Origin of the sequence: Pseudomonas sp. P39-UII1, assembly GCF_039672635.1 — a bacterium.
Classification (GTDB): Bacteria; Pseudomonadota; Gammaproteobacteria; order Pseudomonadales; family Pseudomonadaceae; genus Aquipseudomonas.
In genome coordinates, this window is sequence record NZ_JBDFPP010000009.1 from 158955 (window position 1) to 177402 (window position 18448).

The 18448-nt window shown below is 63.5% G+C and carries 16 protein-coding genes and 1 pseudogene; 11 read left to right on the forward strand and 6 right to left on the reverse strand.

Features of this window, described 5'->3' with window-relative positions; genetic code table 11:
* The first annotated feature begins 61 nt into the window (after positions 1-61).
* The 5 genes and pseudogenes from ABEH27_RS14160 (at position 62) to ABEH27_RS14180 (ending at position 4842) form a co-directional block, all read left to right on the forward strand.
* Positions 62-1417, forward strand: coding sequence for a pitrilysin family protein (locus tag ABEH27_RS14160; protein ID WP_346614178.1), 1356 nt, complete (start codon positions 62-64; stop codon positions 1415-1417).
* Positions 1410-2894: a pitrilysin family protein gene (locus tag ABEH27_RS14165; protein WP_346614179.1), complete on the forward strand. Its 1485-nt coding sequence runs from the start codon at positions 1410-1412 to the stop codon at positions 2892-2894. The genes ABEH27_RS14160 and ABEH27_RS14165 overlap by 8 nt, the downstream gene beginning before the upstream one ends.
* A complete protein-coding gene (rsmD, locus tag ABEH27_RS14170) occupies positions 2894-3496 on the forward strand; it encodes a 16S rRNA (guanine(966)-N(2))-methyltransferase RsmD (protein WP_346614180.1) in 603 nt (200 codons plus the stop codon). The genes ABEH27_RS14165 and rsmD overlap by 1 nt, the downstream gene beginning before the upstream one ends.
* 148 nt (positions 3497-3644) lie before the next feature.
* A pseudogene (locus ABEH27_RS14175) lies at positions 3645-3794 on the forward strand (insulinase family protein); the annotation flags it as partial.
* 55 nt (positions 3795-3849) lie between these two features.
* Positions 3850-4842 carry a hydrolase gene (locus tag ABEH27_RS14180; protein ID WP_346614181.1) on the forward strand — a complete coding sequence of 331 codons (993 nt, stop codon included), beginning with the start codon at positions 3850-3852 and terminating at the stop codon, positions 4840-4842.
* A 40-nt stretch (positions 4843-4882) separates the two neighbouring features.
* Here ABEH27_RS14180 and ABEH27_RS14185 read toward each other — a convergent pair whose 3' ends face one another.
* Both ABEH27_RS14185 and ABEH27_RS14190 read right to left on the reverse strand, forming a co-directional pair.
* Positions 4883-5737, reverse strand: a complete 855-nt coding sequence (locus ABEH27_RS14185; RefSeq protein ID WP_346614182.1) for a sulfurtransferase — start codon at positions 5735-5737, stop codon at positions 4883-4885.
* Between the two features lie 35 nt (positions 5738-5772).
* The gene (locus tag ABEH27_RS14190) at positions 5773-6438 is read right to left on the reverse strand and encodes a TetR/AcrR family transcriptional regulator (protein WP_346614183.1); all 666 of its coding nucleotides are present in this window, start codon (positions 6436-6438) and stop codon (positions 5773-5775) included.
* A 150-nt stretch (positions 6439-6588) separates the two neighbouring features.
* Between ABEH27_RS14190 and ABEH27_RS14195 the strand changes: the two genes are divergently transcribed.
* The 3 genes from ABEH27_RS14195 (at position 6589) to ABEH27_RS14205 (ending at position 9037) form a co-directional block, all read left to right on the forward strand.
* A complete protein-coding gene (locus ABEH27_RS14195) occupies positions 6589-8019 on the forward strand; it encodes a coniferyl aldehyde dehydrogenase (protein WP_346614184.1) in 1431 nt (476 codons plus the stop codon).
* Between the two features lie 179 nt (positions 8020-8198).
* Positions 8199-8678, forward strand: a complete 480-nt coding sequence (gene coaD / locus ABEH27_RS14200; protein ID WP_119146559.1) for a pantetheine-phosphate adenylyltransferase — start codon at positions 8199-8201, stop codon at positions 8676-8678.
* A gap of 107 nt (positions 8679-8785) precedes the next feature.
* Positions 8786-9037 (forward strand): YfhL family 4Fe-4S dicluster ferredoxin, encoded by a 252-nt coding sequence (locus ABEH27_RS14205; RefSeq protein ID WP_016502084.1) that lies wholly within the window; start codon positions 8786-8788, stop codon positions 9035-9037.
* Positions 9038-9094: 57 nt separating this feature from the next.
* Here the strand turns inward: ABEH27_RS14205 and mutM are convergent, their stop codons facing one another.
* Together mutM and ABEH27_RS14215 are read right to left on the reverse strand one after the other, a co-directional pair.
* Positions 9095-9907 carry a bifunctional DNA-formamidopyrimidine glycosylase/DNA-(apurinic or apyrimidinic site) lyase gene (gene mutM, locus ABEH27_RS14210; RefSeq protein ID WP_346614185.1) on the reverse strand — a complete coding sequence of 271 codons (813 nt, stop codon included), beginning with the start codon at positions 9905-9907 and terminating at the stop codon, positions 9095-9097.
* 3 nt (positions 9908-9910) lie between these two features.
* On the reverse strand, positions 9911-10729 hold the full coding sequence (locus ABEH27_RS14215; RefSeq protein WP_346614224.1) for an HDOD domain-containing protein: 819 nt from the start codon (positions 10727-10729) through the stop codon (positions 9911-9913).
* 215 nt (positions 10730-10944) lie between these two features.
* On the opposite strand from ABEH27_RS14215, the gene ABEH27_RS14220 reads away from it, so the two are divergent.
* The gene (locus ABEH27_RS14220) at positions 10945-12141 is read left to right on the forward strand and encodes a class I SAM-dependent rRNA methyltransferase (RefSeq protein WP_346614186.1); all 1197 of its coding nucleotides are present in this window, start codon (positions 10945-10947) and stop codon (positions 12139-12141) included.
* A gap of 39 nt (positions 12142-12180) precedes the next feature.
* Here ABEH27_RS14220 and mgtE read toward each other — a convergent pair whose 3' ends face one another.
* A complete protein-coding gene (gene mgtE / locus ABEH27_RS14225; protein WP_346614187.1) occupies positions 12181-13236 on the reverse strand; it encodes a magnesium transporter in 1056 nt (351 codons plus the stop codon).
* Positions 13237-13715: 479 nt separating this feature from the next.
* Between mgtE and ilvD the strand changes: the two genes are divergently transcribed.
* On the forward strand, positions 13716-15557 hold the full coding sequence (gene ilvD / locus ABEH27_RS14230) for a dihydroxy-acid dehydratase (RefSeq protein ID WP_346614188.1): 1842 nt from the start codon (positions 13716-13718) through the stop codon (positions 15555-15557).
* A 173-nt stretch (positions 15558-15730) separates the two neighbouring features.
* Here ilvD and ABEH27_RS14235 read toward each other — a convergent pair whose 3' ends face one another.
* Positions 15731-16786 carry a haloacid dehalogenase-like hydrolase gene (locus ABEH27_RS14235; RefSeq protein ID WP_346614189.1) on the reverse strand — a complete coding sequence of 352 codons (1056 nt, stop codon included), beginning with the start codon at positions 16784-16786 and terminating at the stop codon, positions 15731-15733.
* A gap of 241 nt (positions 16787-17027) precedes the next feature.
* Here ABEH27_RS14235 and ABEH27_RS14240 point away from each other — a divergent pair, with 241 nt between their 5' ends.
* A complete protein-coding gene (locus tag ABEH27_RS14240) occupies positions 17028-18419 on the forward strand; it encodes an L-cystine transporter (RefSeq protein WP_346614190.1) in 1392 nt (463 codons plus the stop codon).
* Positions 18420-18448: the final 29 nt, after the last annotated feature.

The following is an 18448-nucleotide window of genomic DNA, read 5'->3' on the forward strand; positions in this document are numbered from 1 at the left end:
CTAGCACCTCCTGGCCCGCCGACGCTAAACCCAGCGGGCCGCCGAACAGGTTAAACACCTTATGAATGCTCTAGCCCGCCGCGCCGCTGGCCTGTTGCTCAGCACGCTCTGCCTGCCGCTCGCGGCTTTCGCCGCCGATGTGCAACCCACCCATGAATTCATCCTCGACAATGGCCTGAAGGTCGTCGTTCGCGAGGACCACCGTGCGCCGGTGGTGGTTTCGCAGATCTGGTACAAGGTTGGCTCGAGTTACGAAACTCCGGGCCAGACCGGCCTGTCCCACGCCCTGGAACACATGATGTTCAAGGGCAGCGCCAAAATCGGCCCAGGCGAAGCCTCGCGCATCCTGCGCGACCTGGGTGCTGAAGAAAACGCCTTCACCAGCGATGACTACACCGCTTATTACCAGGTGCTGGCCCGCGACCGCCTGCCGGTTGCCTTCGAGCTTGAGGCCGACCGCCTGGCCAGTCTGCGCCTGCCGGCCGACGAGTTCGCCCGCGAAATCGAGGTGATCAAGGAAGAGCGCCGCCTGCGCACTGACGATCAGCCCAGCTCCAAAGCCTTCGAGCTGTTCCGCGCCATGGCCTACCCGGCCAGCGGCTACCACACGCCGACCATCGGCTGGATGGCCGACCTCGAGCGCATGAAGGTCGAGGAGCTCCGTCACTGGTACGAGTCCTGGTATGCGCCGAACAACGCCACCCTGGTGGTAGTAGGCGATGTCACTGCCGACGAGGTCAAAGGCCTGGCGCAGAAGTACTTCGGCAGCATCCCCAAGCGCAGCGTGCCGCCCGCCAAGCTTCCACTGGAACTGGCCGAGCCGGGCCTGCGCCAGCTGACCCTGCACGTACGCACCCAGCTGCCCAGCCTGATCTACGGCTTCAACGTACCAGGCCTGGCCACCGCCAAAGACCCACGCACCGTGCACGCCCTGCGGCTGATCTCGGCCCTGCTCGACGGCGGCTACAGCGCCCGCCTGCCGGCCCGCCTGGAGCGTGGCCAGGAGCTGGTGGCCGGCGCGTCGTCCAGCTACAACGCCTTCACCCGCGGCGACAGCCTGTTCCTCGTTTCGGCCACCCCGAACGTGCAGAAGCAGAAGACCCTCGCCGATGTCGAGAAAGGCGTGTGGCAGCTGCTCGACGAACTCAAGACCACCCCGCCAAGCGCCGAAGAGCTGGAACGCGTCCGCGCCCAGGTGATCGCTGGCCTGGTCTACGACCGCGACTCCATCAGCAGCCAGGCCACCACCATCGGCCAGCTGGAAACAGTCGGCCTGTCCTGGAAGTTGATCGACAGCGAACTGGACGAGCTCAAGCGCGTGACCCCTGAAGATATCCAGAACGCCGCGCGCACCTACTTCACCCGCGAACGCCTGAGCGTTGCCCACGTACTGCCTGAGGAGTCCGCTCATGAGTGATCGCAGCGCACCACGCTACACCCTGATCGGCACGGGCCTCATCGCGCTGGTAGTGGCCGTGGCCGCCGTCCTCGCGCGCCCGGCCCATTCCGAGGCCGACAGCACCGCAGCGCGGCCGGCCAATACCCTGCAATCGCTGGCCGACCTGGACGGCAAAGCGCCTGGCCGACGCCAGCTGAACATCCAGAACTGGACCACCGCCGAAGGCGCGCGCGTACTGTTCGTCGAAGCCCGCGAGCTGCCGATGTTCGACCTGCGCGTGACCTTTGCCGCCGGCAGCAGCCAGGACGGCAATACGCCGGGCTTGGCCACCCTGACCAACGCCATGCTCAACGAGGGCGTGGCCGGCAAGGACGTGACCGCCATCGCCGAAGGCTTTGAAGGCCTCGGTGCGGACTTCGGCAATGGCTCTTACCGCGACATGGCCGTGGCCTCGCTGCGTAGCCTCAGCGCGAAAGACAAGCGCGAACCAGCCCTCAAACTGTTCGCGGAGGTGGCTGGCAAGCCGACCTTCCCGGAAGACGCACTCAAGCGCATCAAGAACCAGTTGCTGGCCGGTTTCGAATACGAGAAGCAGAACCCCGGCAAAATTGCTGGCAAGGCGCTGTTCGCCAAGCTTTATGGCGACCACCCGTATGGCCAACCCAGTGATGGCACTCCTGAAAGCATCCCGGGCATTACCCTGGACCAGCTGCGTGCCTTCCACGCCAAGGCTTACGCGGCTGGCAACGCGGTAATTGCCCTGGTCGGCGACCTCAGCCGCGAAGAGGCCGAGGCCGTCGCCGCCCAAGTCTCCGCCGCTCTGCCCAAAGGCCCGGCGCTAGCCAAGCCAGCCCAACCGGTTCAGCCGAAAGCGGGCGCCAGCCACATCGACTTCCCGTCCAAACAGACCCACCTGATGCTGGCCGAACTGGGCATCGACCGTCAGGACCCGGACTGGCCTGCGCTGTCGCTGGGCAACCAGATACTCGGTGGCGGCGCCTTCGGTACTCGCCTGATGAGCGAAGTCCGCGAAAAGCGCGGCCTGACCTACGGCGTATACTCGGTGTTCAGCCCGATGCAGGTAAGCGGCCCGTTCATGATCAACCTGCAGACACGCGCCGAGCTCAGCGAAGGCACCCTGAAACTGGTCCAGGGTATTCTCGCCGACTACCTGAAGAACGGCCCGACCCAGCAAGAGCTGGACGACGCCAAACGCGAACTGGCCGGCAGCTTCCCGCTGTCCAACGCCAGTAATGCAAGTATCGTCGGGCAACTGGGTGCCATCGGCTTCTACAATCTGCCATTGACCTGGCTGGAAGACTTCATGCAACAGTCTCAGGCGCTGACCGTCGAGCAGGTCAAGGCGGCGATGAACAAGCACCTGGCAGCCGATCAACTGGTGATCGTTACCGTCGGCCCAAGCGTGCCACAGAAACCGCTGCCGGCCCCCACTGACAAACCCGCCGAGCAACCGCTCGGCGTACCGGAGCATTAATGCCTAGATCCACCCCTCCCGCCCGCCCGCAGCAGGGCCAAAGCAAGGGCCAGGGTCACCTGCGCATCATCGCCGGCGAGTGGCGCAGCCGCCGCCTGGCGGTGCCTGAAGGCGACGGCCTGCGGCCGACCACCGACCGCGTGCGCGAAACCGTATTCAATTGGCTGGCGCCCTACATCGAAGGCGCAAGGGTGCTCGATGCCTTCACCGGCAGCGGCGCTCTGGTGCTTGAAGCGTTGTCCCGCGGTGCCGAAGATGCCGTGGCGCTTGACAGCAACGCAGCGGCAATCAGCAACCTGAAGAACAACCTGGAAATCCTGCGCTGCCCGCGCGGGCAGATCCTGCAGACGGACGCCCTGCGCTACCTGCAAGGCCCGGCCAAGCAGCAATTCGACGTCGTGTTCCTCGACCCGCCGTTCCACAAGGACCTGCTGGCCAACACCTGCACCCTGCTGGAACAGAACCAATGGCTTCGCGACCAAGCCTGGATCTATACCGAAAGCGAAGCGGCACCGTCGACCCTGCAACTACCGGGCAACTGGCGCCTGCACCGCGAGAAGAAGACCGGCCAGGTGCACTACGCGCTCTGGCAGCGGGGCTAACTACGTAGCGCTGCCTGCATGGGCATATCGCTGAAGCGGTTGCGGTTCACTGCAACTGGAGCACTTCAGCGATGACCTTACCTCCTTCTATAAGCCTCGATCAGGTCTCGGCAGGACTGGCATCTGTGGTTTCAGCAGCCATATGGCCGCCGTGCAACTCTGGTATCACGTGGGTTTCAGCCATGAGCCTGCGGGCCACAGCAACCTGTCCCACCTTCTGGAGCATTTGATTTTCGAGGGCAGCAGCAAACTGGCAGCCGGCCAATATTCTCGAGTGATCGCTCGGCTTGGCGGCAATGCACAAGGGCGCTGTTTCATGGCACTCTAGGCTGGCACATCACGAGTCGCCCAGCATGCCCAGCACCAGCGCCCCTTTCCGTCCGGCCGTCGGCCTTTCCAACCCCCATCTGCAAACGCTGTGGGGGCCACTGTGGCGCAAGCTGCCGGCACTGCAGCGCAACCGGGAGCGCTTGTGGCTGGCCGATGGCGATTTCCTTGACCTCGACTGGCATGGGCCGCACCAGCCGGATGCACCGCTGGTGCTGGTGCTGCACGGTCTGACCGGTTCCTCGCATTCGCCTTACGTCAAAGGCCTGCAACAGGCGTTACAGCACCGTGGATGGGCCAGCGTCGCAGTGAACTGGCGCGGCTGCTCGGGGGAACCGAACCTGCTGGCGCGCAGTTACCACTCCGGGGCCAGCGAAGACCTGGCTGAGATCATCACCCACCTGCGCGCCCAGCGCCCATTGGCGCCGTTGTACGCGGTGGGTTATTCGCTGGGTGGCAATGTACTGTTGAAGTACCTGGGCGAGACTGGGGTCGCCAGCCAACTTGAGGCGGCGGTGGCAGTATCGGTGCCGTTTCGCCTGGACCACTGCGCAGACCGTATCGGTCAAGGATTCTCCAAGGTGTACCAGGCGCACTTCATGCGCGAGATGCTGGCGTATGTGCAACTCAAACAACGGCACTTCCACGCCAACGGTCAGCATGAAAGGCTGGAGGCGCTCACTCGCCTGGGGCCGCTGACCCGCTTACGCACGTTCTGGGACTTCGATGGCAAGGTTACTGCGCCGCTGAACGGCTTTCGCGACGTGCACGATTACTATCGCCGCTCATCGAGCCATTTCTTCCTCGGCCAGAACCGCACACCCACGCTGATCATCCACTCCAGCGATGACCCGTTCGTCGCCCGCCATAGCCTGCCTACCGCCCGGGAACTAGCCCCACAGACCCGCCTAGAACTGCATAGCCACGGCGGCCATGTGGGCTTTGTCGATGGCAGCCTGCGCAACCCGGGGTATTACCTGGAGCGGCGTATTCCGCGGTGGTTGGTCGAGGGCCGGTAGTGAACCGGCTCCCCGGCACGCTCCTTGAGCAATCGAGCTGCTACTCGCCGGTGGCCACGCCATGCGCGGGGTTGTTGATCCACTCACTCCACGACCCGGCATACAGCTTGCCCAACGGGTACCCTGCCAGCGCCAACGCGAACAGGTTATGGCAAGCCGTCACTCCAGACCCGCAGTAAGACACCAGCTGCTCCGGCGCCCGCCCCGCCAGCTTCTCGGCAAAGCGTCGCTTCAACTGGTCCGCCGGCAAGAAGCGCCCATCGGGGCCAAGGTTGTCGGTAAACACTGCACATTGGGCCCCGGGAATATGCCCCGCCACGGGGTCGATCGGCTCTACTTCGCCACGGAATCGCGGCAAGGCGCGCGCATCGATCAGGGTCATTTCCGCTTTGCCCAGCTGCTTGGCCAAGTGTTCGCCGTCGATCAGCAACTTTGCGTCCGGTTCGCCGCTGAACGAGCCTTCACGCCGTGCTGGCGCATCCAGGCTCAATGGCAGGTGCGCGGCGTGCCAGGCCTTGAGGCCGCCGTCGAGGATAGCCACGCCGCTGCGCTTGCCCAGCCAGGCCAGCAGCCACCAGGCACGCGCCGCAAATGCACCGGGACCGTCATCGTAAAGCACCACTTCGCTGTCGTTATCCACCCCCCAATCACGCAGGCGCTCGACCAGGTCATGCGGATCAGGCAGCGGGTGCCGCCCCGTTCTGCCCTTGCTTACCGGGCCACTCAGATCACGCTCCAGGTCGGCAAAGTGCGCCCCGGCGATATGCCCCTCGGCATAGCTGCGTTGGCCGTAATCCACGTCTTCCAGGGCAAAACGACAATCGAGGATCACCAACTTGGGCGAGTTCAGACGCTCGGCCAGCTGCTGCGGGGTGATCAATTGCGCAAGGGGCATGACAGTCTCCTGATCGATGGCACGAAGGCCCTGGGCTATTGCTCCAGGGCCTGGTTGAACGGAACATGGAATTCCTGGCACAGCGCATCCACGGCACTGCGGGCCTTGGCGGTGACGAAGCCGAGCTCCAGCACCAGTACCTGATAGACGCCGCGCTTGAAGGCTTCTTCACCCAAATGGGCGGAATGCTCGCGGGTGGTGCTGAGAAAACGCACCCACGAGGTCAGGACGATCCAGGCATTGATGGTCAGCGATTCGATCTGCGCAGGCGCCATGGCCAGGATCCCGGCTTCGATGAAGCCGCGGTAGATCGCCTGACCTTGGTGCAGGCAACGTTCGGAAAAACGCCGGTAACGGGCGGCCAGCTCGGCGTCGCTGTCGAGCAGGTGCTCAAGGTCGCGGTGCAGGAAGCGGTAGTTCCACATCGCCGCAAGCAGCGCCTTGAGGTAGAAACGCTTGTCTTCGACCGTGGCCGCGCGGCCTTGCGGTGGGCGCAGAAAGCTGTCCACCAGTTCTTCGTACTGGTTGAACAAAACGGCGATGATCGCCTGCTTGTTGGGGAAGTGGTAGTACAGGTTGCCAGGCGAAATTTCCATGTGCGCGGCAATGTGGTTGGTACTGACGCTACGTTCGCCCTGCTGGTTGAACAGCTCCAGGCTGTTCTGCACGATGCGCTCTCGGGTTTTCATGCGCGGGGCCATGCTCAGCTCCCAGTCTGCAGGCTTGCGGTAATAGCCCATCTTACGGCGTAAAGCGGCCTGGATGCACGGTTCGCACAGGTGAAAAAGTCGCACCATCGTGCTAGTTAGCGTATAGGCTCGAGGTATACTCAGCCCACTCAGGGAGCGTCCGTGACCTCGCCCACCGCCCTGCCTCTCATGCATTCCGACAGCGAACTGGCGGCCATGTTCGCCACGCAGCGCAAGGCCTTTGCAGGCAACCCCATGCCGCCAGCAGCGCAACGCCGGCAGTGGTTGGCAACCCTGCGCGAGGCCTTGCTGGCAGATCAGCAGCGGCTGATCGAGGCGATTGATGCGGATTTCGCTGGCCGCAGCGCCGACGAAACACTGCTGGCCGAACTGCTGCCCGCGGTGCAGGGCATTCGCCACGCCGAGCGCCACCTGCGACGCTGGATGCGCCCGGCCAGGCGTACCGTCGGCCTGGCCTTCCAGCCCGCCAGCGCGCGCGTGCTGTATCAGCCGTTGGGCGTGGTTGGCATCGTCGTGCCGTGGAACTACCCGCTGTTTCTCGCCATCGGCCCGCTGACTTGCGCCTTGGCCGCTGGCAACCGGGTCATGCTCAAGCTCAGCGAGTCCACGCCCGCCACCGGCCTGGCGCTGAAAGCGCTGCTTGAGCGAGTGTTCCCGGATGACCTGGTCAGTGTGGTGCTGGGCGAGGTGGAGGTCGGCCAGGCGTTCGCCAGGCTGCCCTTCGATCACCTGCTGTTCACCGGCGCCACCAGCGTCGGCCGCCAGGTCATGCTGGCTGCAGCGCAAAATCTCACACCGGTGACCCTGGAGCTGGGCGGCAAGTCGCCGGCCATCGTGTCGGCCAGCGTGCCGCTGGCCAGCGCCGCCGAACGCATCGCCTTCGGCAAGGCCCTGAACGCCGGCCAGACCTGCGTCGCCCCTGACTACGTGCTGGTGCCCCGCGCGCGGCTGGGCGCCTTCTGCGATGCCTATCGCAATGCCGTGCGCCGTCTATATCCGCGCATCGCCGACAACCCCGACTACAGCGCCATCATCAACCCGAGGCAGCTACAGCGCTTGCAGCACCTGCTGGACGACGCCCGCGACAAAGGCGCGCAAGTCATCGACCTGTACCCCGACGAAGCCCGTCAGGGCCGGCGCCTGCCGCCGCAGCTGCTGCTGGAGGTGAACGATGGCATGCTGGTAATGCAGGACGAGATCTTCGGCCCGCTGCTGCCCGTAGTGCCCTACGACAGCCTCGATGGCGCCCTGGACTACGTCAATCAGCGCCCACGCCCACTGGCCCTGTATTACTTCGGCTACGACCGCGCCGAGCAGGACCAGGTGCTGCAACACAGCCACTCCGGCGGCGTTTGCCTGAATGACACCTTGCTGCAGGTGGCCCAGGACGACCTGCCATTCGGCGGCATCGGCCCCTCCGGCATGGGCCACTACCACGGCCACGACGGTTTTCTGACCTTCAGCAAAGCCAAGGCGGTGCTGGCCAAGCAGCGCCTGAATGCAGCCCGGTTGATCTACCCCCCGTACGGCAAGGCCTTGCAGCGCCTTGTCTACAAATTGTTCATCCGCTGAGGCCGGGGCAACCATCCGCGCCGGGCTCACCGACGCCCTGCTCGCACGGCTGGCACACAGTGCATGACAACAAATGCCCGCGCTGTCTATAGTGCCATCAGCTGGCCGCATGACTTGGCCGGGCGCTATCGCTGCGCTAACATCCGACTCCCCAACGCACTCCAAGCCAGGATGACGCGATGAACCGAGTGTTGTACCCGGGTACTTTCGACCCCATTACCAAAGGCCATGGCGACCTGGTCGAGCGCGCCTCGCGGTTGTTCGACCACGTGATCATCGCAGTGGCGGCCAGCCCGAAGAAAAACCCCCTGTTCCCGCTGGAACAACGGGTAGCGCTGGCCCGTGAGGTCACCAAGCACCTGCCCAATGTCGAAGTCATCGGCTTCTCTTCGCTGCTGGCGCATTTCGCCAAGGAACAGGGCGCCAACGTCTTCCTTCGTGGCCTGCGCGCGGTGTCCGACTTCGAATACGAGTTCCAGCTGGCGAACATGAACCGGCAACTGGCGCCCGACGTCGAAAGCCTCTTCCTTACGCCGTCGGAGCGTTATTCGTTCATTTCCTCGACCCTGGTCCGGGAAATTGCTGCGTTGGGGGGCGACATCACCAAGTTTGTCCACCCGGTGGTGGCTGAAGCACTGACTGAACGCTTCAAGAAGTAAGCCAGACTGCTGATTATCGCGCCCGCGTGCACTGCGGGCGCGAATGCGGCACAATTGTGCCCATTGCGTTGAACATGCCCGGGCCGAGAGCCCCGGCCGGAGTCCCCATGTCCCTGATCATCACCGACGATTGCATCAACTGCGACGTCTGCGAACCCGAGTGCCCGAACGAGGCTATCTCCCAAGGCGAAGAGATCTACGTGATCGACCCTAACCTGTGCACCCAGTGCGTTGGTCACTATGACGAGCCGCAATGCCAGCAGGTCTGCCCGGTCGACTGCATCCCACTGGATGAAGCGCACCCGGAAAGCGAAGAACAGCTGATGGCCAAGTACCGCCGGATTACCGGTAAGGACTGAGCCCTTCTGGCTTGCGATGGCCCTGTCACCGGCTTGCCGACGACAGGGCCGGTTGCTTCAGCGCTGGCAGCGCGGGCAATAGACGCTGGCCCGCTGGCCCAGCTTCACTTCGCGCAAGGTCGTCCCGCATAACTTGCACGGCATCCCGCCGCGGCCGTACACGAACAGTTCCTGCTGGAAGTACCCCGGCTGCCCGTCGCCGCCAATAAAGTCGCGCAAGGTGGTGCCGCCCTGCTCGATGGCGGCTGCCAGCACGCGCTTTATTTCGATGGCCAGCTTCAGGTAACGCGCCCGCGAAATGCCGCCCGCTTCCCGGCGCGGGTCGATACCGGCGGCAAACAAGGCCTCGGTCGCGTAGATGTTGCCCACCCCCACCACCACCGCGTTATCCATGATGAACGGCTTGACCGCCATCGAACGCCCGCGTGACAGCTGGAACAGGCGCTCACCGTCGAACAGGTCGGTCAGCGGCTCTGGCCCCAGGCGCAACAGCAACTCGTGGTTGAGCGGGTCGAGGCTCCAGAGCATGGCGCCAAAGCGGCGCGGGTCGGTGTAGCGCAGCATCAACCCCGACTCCAGTTCGATGTCGACGTGCTCATGCTTGGCCGCTGGCACCCCGAGTTCCACCAGGCGCAGGTTGCCCGACATCCCCAGGTGGCTGATCAAGGTACCCACCTCGGCATTGATCAGCAGGTACTTTGCGCGCCGCTCGACGCTGACGATCCGCTGCCCGGACAACCGGATATCCAGGTCTTCCGGGATCGGCCAGCGCAAGCGCCGGTCACGCACCACCACACGGCTGACGCGCTGGCCTTGCAGATGCGGCGCGATACCGCGCCGGGTCGTTTCGACTTCAGGTAATTCCGGCATGAATCAATGCCCGCCCAGTTCGCGAATGTTCTGTTTGAGGTTCTCGAAGTCGTACTCCGACAAACCGATATAGTCGAGTACCAGTGGGCCGACTGCGTTCCATTCGTGGTCGACGCCCTGGTTGCCCAACACCCGGTACGACGCACAGATGTGTTCGGCCATCTTCAGCACCGCAAGCAGGTGCTTTAGTTGGCTCTGGGCGTTGCGCGACGATTCCTCGCGGAACACCGCCAAGGCGTTGTGGTGGTTGGCAATGGCCGAGCTGATGTGCTCCGGCAGGCGCCAGGACTTGGCTGTGAAGTAGCCGACCACCGAATGGTTAGTGTTGAAGGTGCGGTTCTCGGTATCGACCACACGGGTATCCGCGTCGGCCTTGGCGTAGGCCGCTTCCAGCACCTCCATGTAATTGGGGAAGCGCTTGAGCATCAGCGGCACGCCACAGTCATGGAACAGCCCCAGCGTGTAGGCCTCGTCCGCCGCCTGCAGGCCGGTGCGCTTGGCCAGCGTAAGGCAGGTCATGGCCACATCCTGAGCGGTGTCCCAAAAGCGGTTGAGGGTGACGATGGTCTCGTCGCTCATCTCGCCCTTGATCGACTGGGCATTGATCAGGTTGATGATCGAGCGGCTGCCCAGCAGGTTTACTGCGCGCTGGATCGAGCCGATCTTGTTGGCCAGGCCGAAATGCGGCGAGTTGACCAACTTGAGCAGTGCACCGGACAGGCCCGGGTCTTGGGAAATCAGCTTGGCGATGGTTTCCAGGTCCGGGTCGGGCATGTACTGCTCGAACTGCAGGTCGACCATGATCTGCGGCTGCGGCGGAATGGTAATGCCTTGCAAGGCTTGCTGGATCTGTTCGGCGCTGAGTTCTTGGGACATGCGTACACACTCGTTGGGGACCGGGGATTCTAACCCAGGGGCTGTGCTGCAGTCCCTGTGAGCGCGCGCTTGCCAGCGCAGGTGCCAGCACTTTGTCGTGCCCTGCACCGATCCACAGGCCAACACGCTATACTCCCGCTCTTTTTTCCCGGAGCGACGTCATGTCCCTGCCCAGCCTTCGCCTCAAAGCCAATGCCGACCGCCGCCTGCGCGCCGGCCACCTGTGGGTCTACAGCAATGAAGTCGATGTTACCGCGACCCCGCTGCAAGGCTTCCAGGCCGGTCAACAGGCGGTTCTCGAGGCTGCCAACGGCAAGCCGCTGGGTATCGTGGCCCTGAGCCCGAACAACCTGATCTGCGCCCGCCTGCTGTCGCGCGACATCAAGCTGCCGCTGGACAAGTCGCTGCTGGTGCACCGCCTCAACGTCGCACTGTCGCTGCGTGAGCGCCTGTTCGACAAGCCGTGCTACCGCCTGGTCTACGGCGACTCCGACCTGCTGCCGGGCCTGGTGGTCGACCGTTTCTTCGACATTCTCGTGGTCCAGCTGGCCTCGGCCACCATGGAACTGCACAAGGACGACGTGATCGCCGCCCTGGTCCAAGTCCTCAAGCCGAGCGGCATCCTGTTCAAGAACGACTCCGCCGCGCGGGATGCCGAAGGCCTGCCGCGCTATGTCGAAACCGTCTATGGCGAAGTGCCGGACTGGGTCGCGCTGGAAGAGAACGGCGTCAAGTTCGAAGCCCCGGTGCGCGAAGGGCAGAAAACCGGCTGGTTCTATGACCACCGCATGAACCGTGCGCGCCTGGCACCCTACGTCAAGGGCAAGCGTGTGCTCGACCTGTTCAGCTACATCGGTGGCTGGGGCGTGCAGGCCGGCGCTTTCGGCGCCAGCGAAGTGTTCTGCGTGGATGCTTCGGGCTTTGCCCTGGACGGCGTCGAGCGCAACGCCACGCTCAACGGCATCAGCGAAAGAGTGACCTGCATCGAAGGCGACGTGTTCGAGGCGCTGCGCGAGCTGAAGGCCGCCGAAGAGCGCTTCGACGTGATCATTGCCGACCCACCCGCGTTCATCAAGCGCAAGAAAGACCTGAAAAACGGTGAAGCGGCCTACCGTCGTCTCAACGAACAGGCCATGCGCATGCTGACCAAGGACGGCATCCTGGTCAGCGCCTCGTGCTCCATGCACCTGCCTGAGGACGACCTGAACAACATCCTGCTGACCAGCGCCCGCCACCTGGACCGCAACCTGCAGTTGCTCGAGCGCGGTGGTCAGGGCCCGGACCACCCGGTACACCCGGCGATCGCCGAAACCCGCTACATCAAGAGCATCACCTGCCGGTTGCTGCCCAACAGCTGATCAGCGAACCCTGGGCTGCCGTGCAGCCCCAGGGCCATCTCAGATATCCAGCACGTACGAAGCGATCGCGAAGTACACCAGCACCCCCGCCGCGTCGGCGATCGAGGTCACCAGCGGCCCGCTGGCCGTCGCCGGGTCGAGCTTGAGCTTGGTGAACATGAACGGCAGGCTCATGCCAATCAGGCTGCCCAGCAACACGATCACCAGCATGCTGCTGGCAACGATCACTGCAATGTCCGCCCCGCCTCGCAGCGCACCCAGCGATGCCACTGCCACCGCCATGGTGCCGCCCAGCGCCAGCGCCACGCCGCATTCACGCCCCAGCATGCGCAGCCAGTCACGCATGACCACCTCGCCCGTCGCCAACCCCCGCACCATCAAGGTGGCCGACTGCGCCCCGGCATTACCGCCGCTATCCACCAGCAGCGGCAGGAAGAACACCAGCACGATGTGCGCAGCGATGGTGTCCTCGAATGCCGCTATCCCGGCCCCCGAGAACAAATTGCCGAACACCAGCAGCACCAGCCACAACACCCGCTTGCGGTACAGCAGGCTGACAGTGGCATGCCTGAGGTTGCCGACGTGGTTGGTAATGGATGCGCCCTTGTGGAAGTCCTCGGTAGCCTCCTCGACGACCACGTCGAGTGCATCGTCGCAGGTCACCAGGCCCACCAGCCGCCCGGCTTCGTCCAGCACCGGCACGGCCAACAGATCATGCTTGCGGATCAACCGGGCCACCTCCTCCTGGCGCGTCGAGGTACAGACGCAGATGACCTTGTGCACCATGATCTGCTCGATCGGGGCATCCGGCGCGGCCAGGATCAGCTCGCGCAGGGACAGCGTACCCAGCAGGTTGCGCTGCCCGTCGAGCACGTAGGATTGATAGATGGTTTCGGCATCGGCGGCCTCGCGGCGCAGCATGTCGATGGCCTGGCTGGCGCTGAGGCCGGCGTCCAGGCAGGAATACTCGCTGGTCATCAGGTAACCCGCCGTGCCTTCGGGGTAGCCTTCAGGGTGAAGAAAATCGTCGCGTCGCGCCTGGGCAGCCTGGCGCAGGTCGAGTGGGGAAACGAGGGTGTCGGACAGATGTTGCATGAAGTTCTCCAGGCGCCGACGCAGGCACCCGCAAACCTCAGCCACGCGGGCTCAAGCCTTCGGAAGCCCTGGCGGCGGCGCGCTCAGTGCCAATTTGCGAGTTCGGTATGAACTGAAACTGGGAAGGTCCATTGAGGTGGTATCTCGTGAAGCCGCACATGCGGCGGGCGGATCATAGTCAGGCTTGGGCCTGCAGGTCAGCCCCTGGCACAGCGTTTCAGAACCGTCCTACACACTACCGGCCATGCGGCCAAGCCACCGCCCAGACACATCGCCATTCCCTCGCCGCGCCAGCGGTGTAGAATCGGGCTATTCATCGCCAGTCATCCCCGGCGGGTTTATGAGCTCTGGTCGAGCACACGGCGATCCCGTGATGTTTTCGGCCCCATCCGTGCCAGTGGCAACCGGCCTAAGGCGCATAGGACAAGAGAAGCTCACTTCCCTTTTTTGTGACCTGATCAAGCCGCCAGGAGTGCTTCATGCCTGATTACCGTTCCAAGACTTCCACCCACGGCCGCAACATGGCCGGCGCCCGTGCCCTGTGGCGCGCCACCGGCATGAAGGACGACGATTTCAAGAAACCGATCATCGCCATCGCCAACTCGTTCACCCAGTTCGTCCCGGGGCACGTGCACCTGAAGGACCTGGGCCAGCTGGTTGCCCGCGAAATCGAACGCGCCGGTGGCGTGGCCAAGGAATTCAACACCATTGCGGTCGACGACGGCATCGCCATGGGCCATGACGGCATGCTGTATTCCCTGCCCAGCCGCGAAATCATCGCCGACGCCGTGGAATACATGGTCAACGCGCACTGCGCCGACGCCATCGTGTGCATTTCCAACTGCGACAAGATCACCCCCGGCATGCTGATGGCCGCCCTGCGGCTGAACATTCCGGTAATTTTCGTCTCCGGCGGCCCGATGGAAGCCGGCAAGACCAAGCTGGCCAGCCACGGCCTGGACCTGGTCGACGCAATGGTGATCGCCGCCGACTCCACGGCGTCCGACGAGAAGGTAGCCGAGTACGAGCGCAGCGCCTGCCCGACGTGCGGTTCCTGCTCGGGCATGTTCACCGCCAACTCGATGAACTGCCTGACCGAAGCACTGGGCCTGGCCCTGCCGGGCAACGGTTCGACCCTGGCCACCCACGCCGACCGTGAGCAGCTGTTCCTTACTGCCGGCCGCACCATCGTCGAGCTGTGCAAGCGCTACTACGGCGAGAACGACGAGTCGGTACTGCCGCGCAGCATCGCCAACTTCAAGGCGTTCGAAAACGCCATGATGCTCGACATCGCCATGGGCGGTTCGACCAACACCATCCTGCACCTGCTGGCCGCAGCCCAGGAAGGCGAGGTGGCATTCGACCTGCGTGACATCGACCGCCTGTCGCGCAAGGTGCCGCAGCTGTGCAAAGTGGCGCCGAACATCCAGAAGTACCACATGGAAGACGTCCACCGCGCCGGCGGCATCTTCAGCATCCTCGGCTCGCTGGCCCGTGGCGGCCTGTTGCACACCGACCTGCCGACCGTGCACAGCGCCAGCATGGAAGAAGCCATCGCCAAGTGGGACATCACCCAGACCGATGACGAAGCCGTGCACACCTTCTTCAAGGCAGGCCCGGCGGGCATCCCGACCCAGACGGCCTTCAGCCAGTCGACCCGTTGGGAAACCCTCGACGACGACCGTGAAAACGGCTGCATCCGCAGCTTCGAGCACGCCTATTCGCAAGAAGGCGGCCTGGCCGTGCTGTACGGCAACATTGCCCTCGACGGCTGCGTGGTGAAAACCGCCGGTGTGGATGAGTCGATCCACGTGTTCGAAGGCAACGCGAAGATCTTCGAAAGCCAGGACAGCGCTGTGCGCGGCATCCTCGCCGACGAAGTCAAAGCTGGCGACATCGTCATCATCCGTTATGAAGGCCCGAAGGGCGGCCCGGGCATGCAGGAGATGCTCTACCCGACGTCGTACCTGAAATCCAAAGGCCTGGGCAAAGCCTGCGCCCTGCTCACCGACGGCCGCTTCTCGGGCGGTACTTCCGGCCTGTCGATCGGCCACGCTTCGCCGGAAGCCGCTGCCGGCGGCGCCATCGGCCTGGTGCGCGACGGCGACAAGGTGTTGATCGATATCCCTAACCGCTCGATCAACCTGCAGGTCAGCGACGAAGAGCTGGCTGCGCGCCGTGCCGAGCAGGACAAAAAAGGCTGGAAACCGGCCGAAGTGCGCCCGCGCAAGGTGACCACCGCACTGAAGGCCTACGCGCTGCTGGCGACCAGTGCCGACAAGGGTGCTGTGCGTAACAAGGCGATGCTCGAAGGGCTGTGAGGCACTTCTGGTGTGAATGAAGAACCGGCGCCCTGAGCGCCGGTTTTTTTATGCCTGTTCCGGCCCTATCGCCGGCAAGCCGGCTCCTACAGGTACTCCACAGCCTTCAAATACTGTGATTAGCTGTGGGAGCCGGCTTGCCGGCGATGGCGCCGCTACAGGCGGCAAACGGCCTACTGAATCTGCTCCGGCGTCACGATCACCCAGTTCTTGTCGGCCGTCACCGGCAACCCTTCCTTCGCCTGGGCCGCTGCGTTCTTGGCGATCATCCCGTTCAACTGGTCCATGTACTTGGCCTTGCGGTTTATCCACAGGTGGATGCCGCCCTTGCCCACATCCACACCATGGAATTGCATATAGCCATCGCTGGTCGGGGTGTCGCCGCCAACCAGCACGGGTTTTTTCCATTCATCGATGTAGGTGAGGATTGCCGCTTGCTTGCCCGCCATCCAGGTCGCCGGGGTCCACAGGTAAGGGGTCAGCTCCAGGCCTTCGTTGGCCTTGGCATCGTAATGCCCTGCAGTGATCTGCTTGCGTGCCGTGGTCAACTGGCCGCTGGCGCGGTCCTTGAGCAGCAGGCTGACGCCGATCACGTTCTCAGGCTTCACGTTGTAGCCGTATTTGGGGTCCGAGGCGACCATCCGCACCAACTCTTCGGAGGCAGCAGAGATCACGTAGACCTCGATGCCGTTCTCCATCAGCTTGTTGAACAGCTCGGTCTGGCCGGTGAAGACCTTGGGTGGCTGCACTTCGATCGGTTTGACCTGATCCCCTTCTGAGTAGGTGGTGGGGATTGGCCTGGTGGAAGCCATCAGCTCATCGACCTGAACTTTGAGTTCTTTGAGGGTAAAGCCCGAAAAAACCTGGGCAACCCACGGGTAGCAGACCATGTCGTCGACTTCGCACAGGCGGTAGTAATAACTGAACAGACTCTCCTTGTGCTCCGCGGTGTCCTTGAATGGAATCAGCTTCAGCGACGGGTCAAGCTTGTCCCGGCTCAGCAGCCCTTTGTTTTCCATGAACGGCAGCAGCGCTTCCTCAAGGTCGTAGCGGTAGCTGGTGTTGTCCATGTCGAACACCGCGTAGTGACCCTGGTTGGCATTGGCGGCAATCATCGTGTCGAGCTGCTTGGCCGCCTCGGCAGGCCAATGGGTAAGTTCGGTCGACCAGGTTTCGATACTGAACAGCAGCGACAAAGCGACGGCCAAGGCTTTCGGAGCGAACGTCATGTGCGAATCTCCTGAAATGATCGGGAAAAACTAGACCAATGTCTCAGCCAAGCGGGACGCCACAGCGACGCTCATAAAGTTGTAAACGTCGTGTGCATTGCTATCTGCGACAACTTGTTATTCCATAAACGACTAAGCAAATTACTTTTGGGTATAAATTCGTTTCTTTTCAGGCTGTTAGCATTTCCGTTCGCAATCGCTCACAGAGGCGATGCCTCTTCTGCTTTTTCCTGGAGCTTCAATGAACCTGCCGCTGTCTCTCAACCTGCTGGCGTTCCTGGCCCTGCTGCTGGGCCTGGCGCAAACCCGCCGTACCGACTGGAGCCTGGCCAAGAAGGTCCTGCTCGGCCTGGCACTGGGCGTAGGTTTCGGCCTGGTGCTGCACACCATTTACGGTGCTGGCCACCCGGTGCTGAAAGCCACCATCGGCTGGCTCGACCTGGTCGGTAACGGCTACGTCGGCCTGCTGCAGATGATCGTCATGCCGCTGATCTTCGCCTCGATCCTCAGCGCCGTGGCGCGCTTGCACAATGCTTCATCGCTCGGCCGCATCAGCGTGCTGAGCATCGGCACGCTGCTGCTGACCACCGCCATCGCCGCGCTGATCGGCATCGTGCTGACCAACCTGTTCGGCCTTAGCGCCGAAGGTTTGGTCGCCGGCGCCCAGGAAAGCGCGCGCATGCAAGTTATCCACAGTGATTACGCGGGCAAGGTCGCGGACCTCAACATCCCGCAATTGCTGCTGTCGTTCATCCCGAGCAACCCGGTGGGCGACCTGGCACGGGCCAAACCAACCTCGATCATCAGCGTGGTGATCTTCGCCGTGTTCGTAGGCCTGGCCGCGCTGCAACTGATCAAGGACGATGCCGAGAAAGGCCAGCGCGCCCTGTCGGCCATCGACACCCTGCAAGCCTGGGTAATGCGCCTGGTGCGCGTGGTGATGAAACTTACCCCGTACGGCGTGCTGGCGCTGATGACCAAGGTCGTGGCCAGCTCCAACCTGGATGACATCCTCAAACTGGGCAGCTTCGTGGTGGTGTCGTACATCGGCCTGGGCCTGATGTTCGTGGTGCACGGCATCATCCTCGCCGCCACCGGCGTCAGCCCGCTGCGCTTCTTCCGCAAGGTGTGGCCGGTGCTGACCTTCGCCTTCACCAGCCGCTCCAGCGCAGCCAGCATCCCGCTGAACATCGAGGCCCAGACCCGTCGCCTGGGCGTGCCTCAGTCGATCGCCAGCTTCAGCGCATCGTTCGGTACGACCATTGGCCAGAACGGCTGCGCGGGCCTGTACCCGGCGATGCTGGCGGTGATGGTGGCCCCGGCAGTGGGCATCGACACCTTCGACCCGCTGTGGATCGCAACCTTGGTGGCCATCGTCACACTCAGCTCGGCAGGCGTTGCCGGCGTGGGCGGTGGTGCAACCTTCGCGGCGCTGATCGTGCTGCCAGCCATGGGCCTGCCGGTAGAACTGGTGGCTCTGCTGATTTCGGTCGAGCCGTTGATCGACATGGGCCGCACGGCGTTGAACGTCAATGGCTCGATGACCGCAGGCGTGGTGACCAGCCAACTGCTCAAGGAGACCGACAAGGCTGTGCTGGCTGACGATGAGCACGCCGAGTTGAGCCACTCCTGAAACAGCTGGGGCCGCTAAGGCGGCCCCAG

Coding starts and splice junctions, on each gene's coding strand:
- ABEH27_RS14160 (WP_346614178.1), top strand. CDS start 62: ATGAATGCTCTAGCCCGCCGCGCCGCTGGCCTGTTGCTCAGCACGCTC.
- ABEH27_RS14165 (WP_346614179.1), top strand. CDS start 1,410: ATGAGTGATCGCAGCGCACCACGCTACACCCTGATCGGCACGGGCCTC.
- rsmD (WP_346614180.1), top strand. CDS start 2,894: ATGCCTAGATCCACCCCTCCCGCCCGCCCGCAGCAGGGCCAAAGCAAG.
- ABEH27_RS14180 (WP_346614181.1), top strand. CDS start 3,850: ATGCCCAGCACCAGCGCCCCTTTCCGTCCGGCCGTCGGCCTTTCCAAC.
- ABEH27_RS14185 (WP_346614182.1), bottom strand. CDS start 5,737: ATGCCCCTTGCGCAATTGATCACCCCGCAGCAGCTGGCCGAGCGTCTG.
- ABEH27_RS14190 (WP_346614183.1), bottom strand. CDS start 6,438: ATGGCCCCGCGCATGAAAACCCGAGAGCGCATCGTGCAGAACAGCCTG.
- coaD (WP_119146559.1), top strand. CDS start 8,199: ATGAACCGAGTGTTGTACCCGGGTACTTTCGACCCCATTACCAAAGGC.
- ABEH27_RS14205 (WP_016502084.1), top strand. CDS start 8,786: ATGTCCCTGATCATCACCGACGATTGCATCAACTGCGACGTCTGCGAA.
- mutM (WP_346614185.1), bottom strand. CDS start 9,907: ATGCCGGAATTACCTGAAGTCGAAACGACCCGGCGCGGTATCGCGCCG.
- ABEH27_RS14220 (WP_346614186.1), top strand. CDS start 10,945: ATGTCCCTGCCCAGCCTTCGCCTCAAAGCCAATGCCGACCGCCGCCTG.
- mgtE (WP_346614187.1), bottom strand. CDS start 13,236: ATGCAACATCTGTCCGACACCCTCGTTTCCCCACTCGACCTGCGCCAG.
- ilvD (WP_346614188.1), top strand. CDS start 13,716: ATGCCTGATTACCGTTCCAAGACTTCCACCCACGGCCGCAACATGGCC.
- ABEH27_RS14235 (WP_346614189.1), bottom strand. CDS start 16,786: ATGACGTTCGCTCCGAAAGCCTTGGCCGTCGCTTTGTCGCTGCTGTTC.
- ABEH27_RS14240 (WP_346614190.1), top strand. CDS start 17,028: ATGAACCTGCCGCTGTCTCTCAACCTGCTGGCGTTCCTGGCCCTGCTG.